General features: G+C 75.0%; 11 protein-coding genes and 1 pseudogene. 10 read left to right on the forward strand and 2 right to left on the reverse strand.

Annotated elements, in window-relative coordinates:
* Positions 1-24: 24 nt before the first annotated feature.
* Positions 25-1524 carry a PLP-dependent aminotransferase family protein gene (locus tag JHAT_RS10555; RefSeq protein WP_077797820.1) on the forward strand — a complete coding sequence of 500 codons (1500 nt, stop codon included), beginning with the start codon at positions 25-27 and terminating at the stop codon, positions 1522-1524.
* 151 nt (positions 1525-1675) lie between these two features.
* On the opposite strand, the gene JHAT_RS10560 is transcribed toward JHAT_RS10555, so the two are convergent.
* Both JHAT_RS10560 and JHAT_RS10565 read right to left on the reverse strand, forming a co-directional pair.
* Complete coding sequence (locus tag JHAT_RS10560) at positions 1676-3538, reverse strand: hypothetical protein (RefSeq protein WP_077797821.1); 1863 nt, start codon at positions 3536-3538, stop codon at positions 1676-1678.
* A 49-nt stretch (positions 3539-3587) separates the two neighbouring features.
* Positions 3588-3782, reverse strand: a complete 195-nt coding sequence (locus tag JHAT_RS10565; RefSeq protein WP_077797822.1) for a hypothetical protein — start codon at positions 3780-3782, stop codon at positions 3588-3590.
* 312 nt (positions 3783-4094) lie between these two features.
* On the opposite strand from JHAT_RS10565, the gene JHAT_RS10570 reads away from it, so the two are divergent.
* From JHAT_RS10570 to JHAT_RS10610, 9 genes and pseudogenes are all read left to right on the forward strand, one after another.
* Positions 4095-4487: an ankyrin repeat domain-containing protein gene (locus JHAT_RS10570; RefSeq protein WP_077797823.1), complete on the forward strand. Its 393-nt coding sequence runs from the start codon at positions 4095-4097 to the stop codon at positions 4485-4487.
* Positions 4488-4809: 322 nt separating this feature from the next.
* Entirely contained in the window at positions 4810-6228 is a 1419-nt protein-coding gene (locus tag JHAT_RS10580; RefSeq protein WP_077797824.1) for a hypothetical protein, read from the forward strand.
* Positions 6229-6567: 339 nt separating this feature from the next.
* Entirely contained in the window at positions 6568-7695 is a 1128-nt protein-coding gene (locus tag JHAT_RS10585) for a glycosyltransferase family 1 protein (protein ID WP_077797825.1), read from the forward strand.
* Positions 7692-8885, forward strand: a complete 1194-nt coding sequence (locus JHAT_RS10590) for a glycosyltransferase (protein WP_077797826.1) — start codon at positions 7692-7694, stop codon at positions 8883-8885. The genes JHAT_RS10585 and JHAT_RS10590 overlap by 4 nt, the downstream gene beginning before the upstream one ends.
* Positions 8886-9000: 115 nt before the next feature.
* Positions 9001-9708: a GntR family transcriptional regulator gene (locus tag JHAT_RS10595; protein ID WP_077797827.1), complete on the forward strand. Its 708-nt coding sequence runs from the start codon at positions 9001-9003 to the stop codon at positions 9706-9708.
* Positions 9709-9789: 81 nt separating this feature from the next.
* The gene (locus JHAT_RS10600; RefSeq protein ID WP_077797828.1) at positions 9790-11316 is read left to right on the forward strand and encodes a hypothetical protein; all 1527 of its coding nucleotides are present in this window, start codon (positions 9790-9792) and stop codon (positions 11314-11316) included.
* Positions 11313-11456 (forward strand): hypothetical protein, encoded by a 144-nt coding sequence (locus tag JHAT_RS34620; protein WP_171990827.1) that lies wholly within the window; start codon positions 11313-11315, stop codon positions 11454-11456. Before JHAT_RS10600 ends, JHAT_RS34620 begins: the two co-directional genes overlap by 4 nt.
* The gene (locus JHAT_RS10605; protein ID WP_077797829.1) at positions 11453-12334 is read left to right on the forward strand and encodes a hypothetical protein; all 882 of its coding nucleotides are present in this window, start codon (positions 11453-11455) and stop codon (positions 12332-12334) included. The genes JHAT_RS34620 and JHAT_RS10605 overlap by 4 nt, the downstream gene beginning before the upstream one ends.
* Before the next feature lie 65 nt (positions 12335-12399).
* Positions 12400-13787: pseudogene (locus tag JHAT_RS10610) on the forward strand (hypothetical protein); the annotation flags it as partial.

Below are 13787 nucleotides of genomic sequence, written 5' to 3' on the forward strand. Positions count from 1 at the left end.
TTCGGGGAAGGTGGACTGATTTCCATGGCGCAGTGGACCTCGGCCGTGGGGGCGGCTCAGCTCGCCCGGCTGCTCGGCTCCCAGCAGGACCGCCCGGCCGGCCCCGGCACCCGCCGCCCGCCCGCCTACCGCGCGCTCGCCGACGGCATCCGGCTGCTGGTCCTCGAAGGGCGGGTACCGGTCGCCGCCCGGTTGCCCGCCGAACGCGAGCTGGCCCTCGCCCTGACCGTCAGCCGCACCACCGTCGCCGCCGCCTACGAGGCCCTGCGCGCCGAGGGCTTCCTGGAGTCCCGCCGCGGCGCCGGCAGCTGGACCGCCGTACCGGCCGGGAACCCCCTGCCCGCGCGCGGCCTGGAGCCCCTGCCGCCCGAGGCCCTCGGCTCGATGATCGACCTCGGCTGCGCGGCGCTGCCCGCGCCCGAGCCCTGGCTCACCCGCGCGGTACAGGGCGCCCTGGAGGAGCTGCCGCCCTACGCGCACACCCACGGCGACTACCCGGCCGGGCTGCCCGCGCTGCGGTCGATGATCGCCGAGCGCTACACCGCGCGCGGCATCCCGACCATGCCCGAGCAGATCATGGTGACCACGGGGGCCATGGGCGCGATCGACGCGATCTGCCACCTCTTCGGAGGGCGCGGGGAACGCATCGCCGTCGAGTCGCCGTCGTACGCCAACATCCTCCAGCTGATGCGCGAGGCGGGGGCGCGGCTGGTCCCCGTCGCGATGGCCGAGGGCCTCACCGGCTGGGACGTGGACCGCTGGCGGCAGGTGCTGCGCGAGGCCGCACCCCGCATCGCCTACGTCGTCGCCGACTTCCACAACCCCACCGGCGCGCTCGCCGACGACGACCAGCGGCGGCGGCTGGTGGACGCGGCCCGGTCGGCCGGCACCGTCCTGGTCGCCGACGAGACGATGAGCGAACTGTGGCTCGAGGACGACGTCGAGATGCCCCGCCCGGTCTGCGCCTTCGACCCGGCCGGCTCCACGGTCGTCACCGTGGGCTCCGCCAGCAAGGCCTTCTGGGCCGGCATGCGCATCGGCTGGGTCCGCGCCGCCCCCGACGTGATCCGCAGCCTGGTCGCCGCGCGCGCCTACGCCGACCTGGGCACGCCGGTGCTGGAGCAGCTCGCGGTGAACTGGCTGTTCAGCACGGGCGGCTGGGAGCAGGCGGTGCGGATGCGCCGCGAGCAGGCCCGGCAGAACCGTGACGAGCTGGTGGCGGCGGTGCGGCGCGAGCTGCCGGACTGGGAGTTCGAGGTGCCGCGCGGCGGCCTCACCCTCTGGGTCCGCTCCGGCGGTCTGTCGGGCTCGCGGCTCGCCGAGGCGGGGGAACGCGTGGGCGTGCGGGTCCCGTCCGGACCGAGGTTCGGGGTCGACGGGGCCTTCGAGGGGTACGTCCGGCTGCCGTTCACCGTCGGCGGGGCGGTGGCGGAGGAGGCGGCCGTACGGCTGGCCGCGGCGGCCCGGCTGGTGGAGAACGGCGGTGCCGGAGGGAGCGAGTCGCCCCGGACCTTCGTGGCCTAGGACCTGTCGCGGAAGCGGCCGCCCTTCGGGCGACGAGGCCGCTTTCGCAACAGGCCCTGGCCGCATCGGCCCGGGCGTTTCCGCCGCACCGGCCGTGAGCGTCGTCGGCACCCGGCCGGGTGGGGCGGCTCTTCGCGGCCGGGCCCACGGGTCAGGTCGTCTCCGCCGCGACGGCCTCGGCGGGAACGGTCTCCGTGGCCAGGGCCTCGGCGGGAACCGGACCCGCGGCGACCGGTCCCGCCGGTGCCGCTCCGGTGGACGCCTCGGCGACGGCCCTCTCCGGTGCGGGGGCGGCGGTGACCGGCTCGGGCTCGGCGGGGGTGCTCCCGGTCTCCCCGGGGGCCGCCTGCGCCGCCTTCGCCTCGGCGGGGGCGGGCTCGGTCCCGATCCGCGCCGTCCCCTCGGCGGTGACGGTCCGCGTCTCGGCCGGGGCGCCCTTCGTCTTGATCAGGATCGTGTGCGGCCTCGCCTTCGCGGGCACGGCCGCCTGCTCACCGTCGGCGGGCGTCGTGCGCGGCGGCAGCAGGTCGAGGACCGCCTGCCGGTGCGCTTCGCTCGTGGCGTCGTCGTAGGGGTCCGGCGTGGCCGGCACCTGGAGCCGGTGCACCGCACCCGTGCCGAGGCGGGCGTAGCCGCGGCCCGGCGGCACCTGGTCGACGGGCGTGGTGTGCGGGGCGGCGCCCAGCACGGTCGCCAGTTCGTCGGTCGTGGCCGGACCGAGCACCACCCGCGCGCGCGTGTGCTGTCGCACGGCCTCGCAGAGGCCGTCCAGCGCGTCCAGCTGGTCGGCGACGACCACCGTCACGTTCGCCGCCCGGCCGTGCCGCAGCGGGACCTGGAGCAGGGTCTGGGGGTCCCTGCGGCCGTCCGCGGCGGCGAGGTGCGTGAACGCGCCGGGGCGGTCCACGAGGATCCACAGGGGCCGCCGGGTGTCGTCGGACGGCGGCCGGCCCTCCTGCCGGGCCCGGTTGACGGCGATCAGCCGGCGCTCCGTCTCGTGGGCGGCCCATTCGAGGCTGGTCAGCGCCCCGGCGAGGCCGCACTCGACGGCCAGGACGCCGTCGCGCCCGGTCAGGCAGGCGTACTCGCCGGTGCCGCCGCCGTCCACGATGACCAGGTCGCCGTGGTGCAGGGCCTGCAGGGCGATCGAGCGCAGCAGGGTGGAGGTGCCGGCGCCGGGCTGCCCGAGGACCAGCAGGTGCGGCTCGGTGGAGCGGATGCCCGTGCGCCAGACGACCGGCGGCACGTCCCGCTGCTCCTCGCCGTGGGTGAGCGGAAGGGTGCGCTGCACCCGGGTGGGGTCGGTGAAGCCCAGGACCGTCTCGCCGGGTGCCGTGACGAAGCGCTGGGCGACGATGTCGGTGGGCAGCGGGGCGAGGGCGGTGACCGTGAGGTGGTTGGCCTCCTCGTCCCACGTGTAGTGGTACTCACGGCCCCGGCCGGCCTTGGCGGTGAGCAGGTGCTCGATCCGCGCCCGGGACCGCGCCTCCCCGTCGGTGAAGTACGCCGGGTAGCGGATCACCAGCTCGGTGACACGGCCGGCGTCGTCGAACTCGTGGGACAGGAACGCCTTCTCCCACGCGCCGCCGTGGGCGTAGAGCGGGTCGGGGTCCTCGGCGATCGAGAAGTACGGGACCAGCGCCTCGTAGAGCGACGTGAGCCGCTGGGCCTGGGCCTCGTCGGGGCCGTCCGGCTCCGGTGGCGTGCGGTCCCTGCCCTGCCACGCCGCCGCCGTCATCAGGGCGATGACGGCGAGCAGCGGGCCGTACGGCGCCAGTGCCACGACCAGGACCACGGAGGCCACCAGGAACAGCAGCGCGCCGCGCCGGTCCTTGGGGGTCTCGGTCCATCTGCGCCGGGCGGCCGAGGCCAGCCGGCGCAGACCGCGGGCGATCGTGATGAGCGGCTGGAGGACGTCCGTGGCGCTGTCGGCCGCCGTCCGGGCCAGCTCCCGGCTCCGGGCGAGCTGTGCGCCGCCGTTGCTCAGAATGCGGGGGAGGGGCCGCCGGGCCACTGCTGCCTCCTGGGAGTCCGTACGTGCGGTTCTCGGGCGGACTCGGCCGTCAGAACTTGATCCCGCCGAGGAGGCCCGCCAGGCTCTCGCCGCCCGCCCTGATGCTCGGGGCGATGGCCGTACTCGCGAGGTAGAAGCCGAACAGGACCGCGACCAGCGCGTGCAAGGCCTTGAGGCCGTCCTTGCGGCAGAAGATGAACAGGACGATGCCGAGCAGGACCACGCCTGAGATCGAGAGGATCATGTGAGTTCTCCTGGTTCGCGGGGACAGTCACCATGAGTACTTCCAGGCTCACAGGATGTATCCATACGATAAAAGGTGCAAATGGAGGAATTTTTATTAAATTGCCCCATGTGGCGGAACGGTCCTCGGTCCGGCCGTGCACGGGTGCCGCACCCGGCCGGGTCCGTGACGATCTTCGCCCCGGACGCGTCCGCTCGTGCGCGGCGCGAGCCAGTACCCTGGCGATTCACTCGTACGGCCGCACCGCTCGCAGCCGTACGCACACGCAGTCCCCGACGTTCGTACGTTCGTGAGTGAGAGGTGGTCCGGCCGATGAGCGAAGCCCCCGACCCCGAGGTCGTGGAGCTGGCGACCAAGATCTTCGATCTGGCCCGGCAGGGGCGGACCGAGGAACTGGTGGCCTACGTGGACGCCGGTGTCCCGGCCGATCTCACCAACGACCGGGGCGACTCCCTCGTCATGCTCGCCGCCTACCACGGCCACGCCGACGCGGTGCGCGCGCTGCTGGCCCGCGGTGCCGACGCGGACCGGGTCAACGACCGGGGGCAGACCCCGCTCGCCGGTGCCGCCTTCAAGGGGGAGACGGACGTGATCAAGGCGCTCCTCGAGGCCGGCGCGGATCCGTCCGCGGGCACTCCGTCGGCGGTCGACACGGCGCGGATGTTCGCCCGGACCGAGCTGCTGGAGTTGTTCGGGGTGGCGTGAGCCGCAGTTGAACCACCCCTGATCCAACGCGCTGACCAGGGGAAACACAAGGAACGGGGGAGGCGGTACGGGGCCGCCGGAATTTCGGTCGCGGCAGGTGTGACCGCCGGGTCATCATGACGACGTGGTTCACGGACGTGATGGCTGGGCAGGTGTTGCCGCACCGCGCGGGCCGTGACACGGCCCGCCTGGGCCACCGACGAGAGGCAGAGGAACATGGTTCGCAGCAAGCAAGAGACGGCGGGCGCTCCGACGTGTTGTCGCACGGTCAGGTAACGCGTGGTTCCCGGTTGCGTCGACGCTTGATGTGAGGCTGTTTCCCATGTTCGATCCGGTCATAGCGCCCAGCGGTACCCTGCTCGGTCTGCTGCAGCGGGGTCGCGGCGACGGCACGCTGCACGCGCTCACCGCCCCGCGCGCCGAAGCGCTCGCGGCACTGAACCACTGCGTGCTGCGCGATCCCCGCCACGACTGGCAGGTGGAGAACCGCTCCCTGTACTACGCCCGCCTCTACCTCGACCTGAACGGCGAGCTGGACGCGATCGAGACCCACCTCTTCGACCCCGAGGACGTCCTCGACCCCGACGAGTCGCGCACCGGGCTGGCCCTCGCGGTCCTCGGCCACCTCGCCTCCTACGGCAGGCACGACGCACTCCGGCTGCTGCGCCGCTACGCCGCCCACGGCGTCAACTGGGCCTGGGCCCTGGACGAGCTGGCGCTGCGTGACGACGACGCGGGGCTGCGCGCCCTGGCCGTGCCCGTCCTGGCCCGCTTCCCGCACGATCCCGAGGGCGAGGCCGAGCTGGCCGCCGCCGTGCGCGACGCCTTCGAGCCCAGGCCCTGGCGGCTGTGGGCCGAGGACCCGCGCGAATCGATCGCCACGCGCGTGCGTGCCGCCCACGAGGCGGGCTGTTTCGACCGCTGGCAGCGGCAGATGAGTCCCACCGGACCGCGCCCGGGCTGGAGCGTCCGGGCCGTGTTCGAGTGGGCCCAGCAGGGTGTCGAGCGCGGTGCCGCGCTCCACGTCCCCGCCGCCCGCTGCCTCACCGCGGTCGCCGGTCCCGACGACCGGGCCGAGATCGTCGAGGCCGCGCGGTCCGGCACCGAGGGCGCCCGCTGCACGGCCCTGCGCTATCTCGCCGACCGGGACGATCCCGACACCCTCGACCTGATCGAGAACGCCGTGATCACCGGCCCGGCACCCGTCGTGGAGGCCGCCGTCGCCGCCTTCGAGCGCATGCGCGGCCCCGCCGCCGTCGACCGGGCGCGCGGCTGGGTCCACCGGCCCGACGCCCTGGGGGCCGCCGCCGGGCGTGTCCTCGCCTGCCGGGGCGGCGCCCAGGACAGCGAACTCGTCCTCGCCGCACTGCGGGAGGCGGTACGGGGCGAGGGCCCCGACGCGCCCACCCTGTGGACCCTCGTCGACGGCACCGGGCGGCTCGGCATCGCCTGCGCCGCCCCCGTCCTGCGCCACATCTACCGCGAGACCGCCTCCTCCCGGCTGCGCGGCCGGGCCGCCCGCGCGCTGGCCGCCACCGACCCGTCCTTCGCCGCCGGCTTCGCCGTCGAGTGCCTGTGGGACTGCGAGGAGACGACCCGCGAACTGGCCGCCCGCTATGCCGAGACCGGTGACAACCGCGTCGTCGAACGGTTGCGCCGGCTCGCCGCCGATCCGGCCGAGGAGGACGAGGTCCAGACCGCGGTACGCAGCCGCTTCGGACCGGACGCGCCGGCCGTGTGATCCACGGCCGGCGAGGGAGCGAGGCGCCCGCCGCACGACCCGTGGCCGCCTCGCGGCCGGGCCCCGGCCCTCCACGCGTCCCGAGCCGAGGAGAAGCACGACGCGGGCCGCGCGGGGACGAGGGGTCCGGCGCGGGCCCCGGGGGTGACCAGCCGCGGCGCCGGCCCGGTGCGGCCGGTGCGCACGGCGCGGGCCATGTGAACGGGGAGGGGCCCGTGGGGCGGGCGGGCGTGGCCGGTGCCCGAGCCGCCCGGGCGGGACGGCAACGCTCACGGGACGTTCCCCGCCCGGAAAGATCGACGTTGATGCGAGCACGTCCAGCCCGGCGACAACACCGGTATGCGTGTCGTCATCGTGACCGAGTCCTTTCCCCCCGACGTGAACGGCGTGGCCCACTGCGCGCTCCAGACCGCCCGGCACCTCGTCGACCGCGGTCACGACTGCGTCGTCGTCGCGCCGGCCACCGCCGCCGCCGACGCGACCGACGCACTCGCGCCGTGCCCCCTCGTCCGGATCCCCTCCCTGCCGCTCCCCGGGTACCCCCAGGTCCGCGTCGCCCTGCCCAGCAGGCGCGTCGCCGCGGCCATCGCCGGACACCGCGCCGACCTCGTCCACCTGGCCGGCCCCTTCGTCCTCGGCGTCCGGGGCATGGCCGCCGCGGCCCGGCTCGGCGTCCCCGCCGTGGCGGTCTACCAGACGGACCTCGCCGGATACGCCCGTACGTACATGGGGGCGGGCGAGGCGGCGGCCTGGCGGCGCATCCGCACCGTGCACACCGCCGCCGACCTCACCCTCGCCCCGTCCAGCGCGGCCCTGCACGACCTGACGGCGCACGGCGTGCCCCGGGTCGCGCTGTGGCCGCGCGGCGTGGACAGCGCCCGCTTCCGGCCCGGCCGGCGCGACGAGGCGCTGCGCCGCGAACTCGCCCCGAACGGCGAACTGGTCGTCGGCTACGTCGGGCGGCTCGCCCCCGAGAAGCAGGTCGAACTGCTGTCCGGGGTCTGCGGGCTGGACGGCGTACGGGTCGTGATCGCCGGGGACGGACCGAGCCGCTCCGCCCTCGGACCGGCACTGCCCGGCGCGGTCTTCCTCGGCCGCCGCACCGGCGACGACCTCGCCCGCGTCTTCGCCTCGCTGGACGTCTTCGTGCACACCGGCCCCTTCGAGACCTTCTGCCAGACCGTGCAGGAGGCCATGGCGAGCGGCGTGCCCGTCGTGGCGCCCGCCGCGGGCGGCCCCCTGGACCTCGTCGCCCACGGACGCACCGGGCTGCTGGTGCCGCCGGGCGACGCCGCCGCCGTACGGGACGCGGTGTGGTCCCTGGCCGCCGATCCGGCACGACGGGCCGCCTACGGCACGGCCGGCCGGGCGGCGGTCGGAAAACGCACCTGGGCCGCCGTCGGCGATCTCCTGATCGGCCACTACGCCGACGTGCTCGCCGCCCGCAAGGCGGTACTGGCGGCATGAGCGCGCTGCGGATCGTCCGCCTCGCCAACTTCGTCGCCCCGGCCTCCGGCGGCCTGCGCACCGCGCTGCGCGAGCTGGGCAAGGGGTTCCGGGCGGCCGGGCACGAGCCCGTGCTCGTCGTCCCCGGCGCCCACGCCGACGACCGGGAGACCGAACAGGGCCGGGTGATCACCCTCCCCGGCCCGCTCCTGCCCGGCACCGGCGGATACCGCGTCCTGACCGACAGGCGCCGCGTGGCCGCGCTGCTTGAGGAGCTCGCACCGGACCGCCTGGAGGTGTCCGACCGGACCACCCTGCGCTGGACCGGCAAGTGGGCCAGGCGGGCCCGCGTCCCCGCCGTGATGGTGTCCCACGAGACCGCCGACGGGGTGCTGCGCACCTGGGGCCTGCCCGAGGCGGCGGCCCGGCGCACCGCCGACGCCCTCAACACCCGTACGGCACACACCTACGCGCGCGTGGTGTGCACCACCGAGTTCGCCGAGCGGGAGTTCGTCCGGATCGGCGCGCGCAACGTCGTACGGGCGCCGCTGGGCGTCGACCTCGCGGGCTGCCGTCCGGCGTTGCGTGATCCGGCGCTGCGGGCCCGCCACGCGCGCGAGGGCGAGACCCTGCTGGTGATGTGCTCCCGGCTGTCCGTGGAGAAGCGGCCGGGTACGGCACTCGACGCGCTGGCCGCGCTGCGGCGGCAGGGCCGGCGGGCGGTGCTGGTCGTGGCCGGCGACGGGCCGCTGCGCCCACGGCTCGAACAGCGGGCGCGGGCACGCGGACTGCCGGTGGTCTTTCTGGGACACGTCGCCGACCGTTCGCTGCTCGGGGCGCTCCAGGCGTCCGCCGACGTGTGCCTGGCGCCGGGGCCGGCCGAGACGTTCGGGCTCGCCGCCCTGGAGGCGATGGCGTGCGGCACGCCGGTGGTGGCGAGCGCGTCGTCCGCGCTGCCGGAGGTGATCGGCTCCGCCGGTGCCGCGGCCGCCGATCACGGGGCGGCCTTCGCACGGGCCGTCGGCGAACTGCTGGAGCGCCCGGAGCGGGACCGGCGGGAGGCGGCACGCGCGCGTGCCGAGCGCTTCGGCTGGGACGCGGCGGTCGAGGCGTTCCTGGCCGCGCACGACGCGACCGTCCCGGCACGTCCGGTACCGCCGGGGGAGGGGCTCCGCCCGCGGCCGGCGCGACCGTCGTCCGCGGCAGCGTGAAGGAGTCGTGCGAACGGGCGCCGCGGGGAACACCTGAAGGTGGCATAGCAGATCGTTCAACGATCCCTCGATACCCATGTTGTTTCGTTCTGGTATCTGCGATTGAATTCCGGGCATGGCAGAGCAGTTGACGGGACTGGCCGACGACCGTGCCCTCCTCGGACGGACGAGCACCGCGGAACGGGTCTCGGACATCCTCCGGAGCCGCATCGCGGACGGTTACTTCCCGCCCGGGACGCGCTTGTCCGAGGACAGCATCGGCGGCGCCCTCGGCGTCTCCCGCAACACGCTGCGCGAGGCGTTCCGGCTGCTCACCCACGAACGCCTGCTCGTCCACGAGCTGAACCGGGGCGTCTTCGTCCGCGTCCTGACCGTCGAGGACGTCGAGGACATCTACCGCACCCGCTCCCTCGTCGAGTGCGCCGTCGTCCGGAGCCTCGGGGAGCCCCCGTACGGCCTCGACGGGGTCGCCTCGGCCGTCGAGGCCGGGTGGCGGGCGGCCGACGAGGGCGACTGGAAAGGCGTGGGCACGGCCAACATCCACTTCCATCAGGAACTGGTCGCCCTCGCGGGCAGCGAGCGCACGGACGAGCTGATGCGCAGCGTCTTCGCGGAACTGCGCCTCGCCTTCCACGTCGTGGACGACCCGCGGCGCCTGCACGAGCCGTACATCGCGCGCAACGCGGAGATCCTCGCGGCGCTCCGGGCGGGAGACCGAGAGGAGGCCGCGCGGCTGCTCGGCGTCTACCTCGAGAACTCGCTGGAGCGGGTCGTGGACGTGTACCTGCGGCGGGTCGGCGACGACGGCGCCGCCTGCGCCTGAGGGACGTCCGGGGGCCGGTGCGGGCGCGGCGGTTCTGCGCCGTTTGGGTCGCTGTCGGACCGAGGACCTAGTCTGTGCACCGTGACTTCGCCTGCATCGACGGACAGCGTTCCGCCCCAGCTCAGCGCGGGGCCGCGCCCCGCACCGGGCCCGGCCGCCGACGAGGGACTGGCGCGGCGGCTGCGCGCGCTCGCCTGCACGGCGCCGCTGCACGACCTCGACGCCCGCAAGGCCAACCTCGCCGGCGAGTACTCGGTGTACGGCATGGCGGAGGTCGCCCTCGCCGCCATCGACCTCGTCACCCTGAACATGGACTTCGACACGGGCGCCGACCACGACCAGATAGTCGCCCGGCTCGTCCCGCGCGTCGCCGCCCAGGCCCCGGCGCGGCCCGCCGCCGAGCACGAGCGGGTGGCCCGCTGGGTCCTGGAGAACCTGATCAACGTCGGCAGCGTCGACCGCGGCTTCCGCGCGGTGTACGGCACCTTCGAGCCGGACGGCACCTATGTGCGGCGCGACTACGACTTCAAGCTGCTGGAGGAGGTCCCCGGCCCCGGCGGCACCGTCTACCTGCGCACCACCGACGAGGCGGTCAACGTCCTGGTCGGAGCCCTGGACACCGATGTCACCAGCGCCCAGATCGCCGCCGAGGTCAAGCTGGAGGTGCTGATCAGCCGCGGCCGGCTCGCCGACGCCCAGCTCGCCGCCGAACAGGCCCGCTACCGGACCGTGCAGTACTCGGAGACCCTGCGCAAGGCCCTCGACGCCACCCGGCGCAACGTCCGCGCGGTCGACTGGCTGAGCGCCGTCCCCGACATGATCGCCGAGGCCCTGGACCACGTGGCCGACCGGTACCGGCACGAGAACGCGATCCTCACCAACATCCGCAAGGCCCGCGACGAGTCCGAGGAACCGGAGCACAAGCGCCGTGCCGCCGAGCTCGTCGACATCGTCAAGGACTGCATCCGCCGCCACACCCAGCTCCAGTCCCGGCTGCTGGAGGCCGGCCCGCTCTTCCGCGCCGAACAGGACCGGCAGGCCTTCGCCGCCCCCCTGGTGACCTCGGGCCTCGACCTGTACGGACACCTCGTCGCCCCCGTCCTGCCGTTGCCCCTGGAGCAGGCGCTCCGCGCGACCGACGCCTTCTTCGCGCACGGCACCGGTCTGCGCACACCCGTCTCGGTGCGGGTCGGCGACCTCGTCGACATCCTGCTGACCCCGCCGGCCGAGCGGGAGCACCTGGGCGCCGAGATGCCGGAGCCCGACCTGATCGCCACCCCGGACGACAGCCGCTTCAGCGAGGAGCAGCTGGCCTCCGCCATGGAACTGCTCGACCTGCCGCACGACGCCCCGCGCCGGCTTTCCGGACTGCTGGCCGATGCCCGCGCCCAGGATCCCGACCTGCCGTACCTCGTCGCCCTGCTCGCCGTGCACGCGGCCAGTCCACCGGTCGGCACCGCCTACCGGCAGGGCGAGCCCAAGCTGCTGTTCGCCGTGGACGACGGCACCGAGCTGGACGACCCCGAGTTCGGCGGCGCCGACCTCATCGTCGGCACCGCCCTGCTGGACGCGGCGGGGATGGCGGCGGACCGGACGGAGGCCGCGTGAACGGCGCCGGGCCCCACGGGCGGCGCCGACGCAGTGCCGTCCGGCACAGCGCCGTCCACCGGCACAGCACCCCCCGTCAGCACAACGAGACCCACCAGCACAGCACCACCCACGAGCACAGCGAGGAGCACCGACCGTGACCGAGCACGTCGACCGGAGCGAACCGGAGGCGGGTGCCGCGCCGGCCACCGCGGCCGTCACGCCCGCCGACGCCGCCGACGCGGCGCGGCTCGTGGCCTTCGGCCTCCAGCCCAAACTGCTCCCCGCCCGCGACCAGGAGTACGCCGGCCTGCTGCGCCGCTACCGCGAGGACCCGCCCTTCGCGCGGCTCGCCGACGCCGTGGCGGCCGGCCTCGGACTCGTCGTCCTGGAGGTGTCCCCGCGCGCCGGCATGGCCGTCACCGCCGCCGAGGACTCGGTGTTCGCCGTCCGCATGGGCGACTACGCGCGCCGCGCCGCCACCGATTCCGGCGACCGCTTCCTGCACGGCCTCGCGCACCTCGCCCTCGCCGCCATGGCCTACCCGCGCCCGGAGGACCTCGCCGACGACGGCTACATCGGCCGCGTCACCGTCAACGGCGTGGACGCCTTCGTCCGCCAGGCCTGCCGACGGCTGGAGGAACGGGCCGAGCAGCGGGGCGAGAACACCGACCCGGCCACCGACGCCCCGGGCCTGGAGGCGTCTTGGCGGATCTGGGCCCGGCGCAGCGCCACCGGCGCCACCAAGGACGCGCGCAGACTCCCCGGCTCCACCACCGGCATCGTCGGCAAGGCCGCCGCGTTCCTCACCGAGTCCGGCTTCCTCCAGCGCACCGGCGACGAGAACGGCGGCACCTACCGCACGACCGCCCGCTACCAGCTCCAGGTGCGGGACATGGCGGGCAGCGCCGCGATGGCCGAGCTGCTGGAGCTGGGCGTCGTCCCGGTCACCGACGGCACGGCCACCCTGCTGCCCGCCGAGGACACGGAGGACCTGGAACTGGTGGCCGACGCCGGACTGCCGTTCCACTCCTCCTGACCCCCAGCACACGCCCGAACGCCACCGAACGTCCCCGACTTCACGAAGACTTACGAGAGTCCGCCATGTACGAGCTGTCCCGGGTCCGCCTCTACTCCATCGGACCCGCCGGCGCCCGCTATGCCGACACCGTGCTCGACCTGCGCGGTGTCGGCGAGCCCGTGCCCGATCCCGCGCCCGCGCAGGCGGAGCTCTTCGAGGAGGAGCCCGTCGGTCCGCCGCGCCGGCCCGCGCCCGCGGGAGTGCTGTTCCTGGAGAACGGCGGCGGCAAGTCCGTCCTGCTCAAGCTGATCTTCTCCGTGATGCTGCCGGGCCACCGCAACACCCTGGGCGGCGCCAGCTCCGGCGTGCTGCGCAAGTTCCTGCTCGCCGACGACTGCGGACACGTGGCGCTGGAGTGGCAGCACGTGCAGACCGGCGAGTGCGTCGTCGTCGGCAAGGTCAGCGAGTGGCGGGGACGACAGGTCTCCAACGACCCGCGCAAGTTCGCCGAGGCCTGGTACTCCTTCCGGCCCGGACCCGGCCTAACCCTGGACAACCTCCCCGTCGCCGAGGCCACCGCCGTCCGCCCGCCCGTCGAGGGCGTCTCCGGTGCCCAGGGCCGGCGGCGCACCATGAAGGGCTTCCGCGACGCGCTCACCGAGGCGGGCAAGGCCTACCCGCACCTGGAGGTGCACTGGGAGGAGATCCACGACCGCTGGATCGAGCACCTCGGCGACCTCGGCCTCGACCCCGAACTCTTCCGCTACCAGCGCGAGATGAACGCCGACGAGGGCGAGGCGGCCGGCCTGTTCGCGGTCAAGAAGGACTCCGACTTCACCGACCTGCTGCTGCGCGCCGTCACCGACACCCGCGACACCGACGGACTCGCCGACCTGGTCAGCGGCTTCGGCAACAAGCTGGGCCGGCGCGCCGAACTGATCGCCGAACGCGACTTCACCGCCGGTTCCGTCGACCTCCTCGGGCGGATCGTCGAGGCCGCCGAGGCCCGCACCCGCGCGCGGGACGTCCACACCGCCGCCGAACGCCGCACCAGGACCCTGGCGCGCAGGCTCTCGGCGCGCGGCGCCCGGGAGCGTGCCCGGACGGCCGACCTCGCCCAGCGGGTCACCGCCGCCGCCCACGCCGTCACGCACGCCGAGTCGGCCCGCGACCGCAGCGCGCTCGTCGCCGCGGAACTCGCCTACCGGCACGCCTCGCTGGCCCTGACCGCCGCCGAGAAGTCGGCCGCCGCGCAGAAGCGCGAACTCGCCGACGCGCGCACCCTGCACGCCGCCTGGCAGGCCGCCGAGGCCGTCCTGCGCCACCGCGCCGCCGCCGACCGCGTCGCCCGCGTGTCCGCCGCCATCCAGGAGGCCGAGCGGGACGCCGCGCCCGCGCTGGCCGCCCGCGCCAGGGCCGCCGTCGACCTCGTCCGCGCCCTGCACGCGGCGGCCGGGAAGGCCGAGCAGCA

Source organism: Streptomyces sp. JHA26, from assembly GCF_002005565.1.
Classification (GTDB): domain Bacteria; phylum Actinomycetota; class Actinomycetes; order Streptomycetales; family Streptomycetaceae; genus Streptomyces.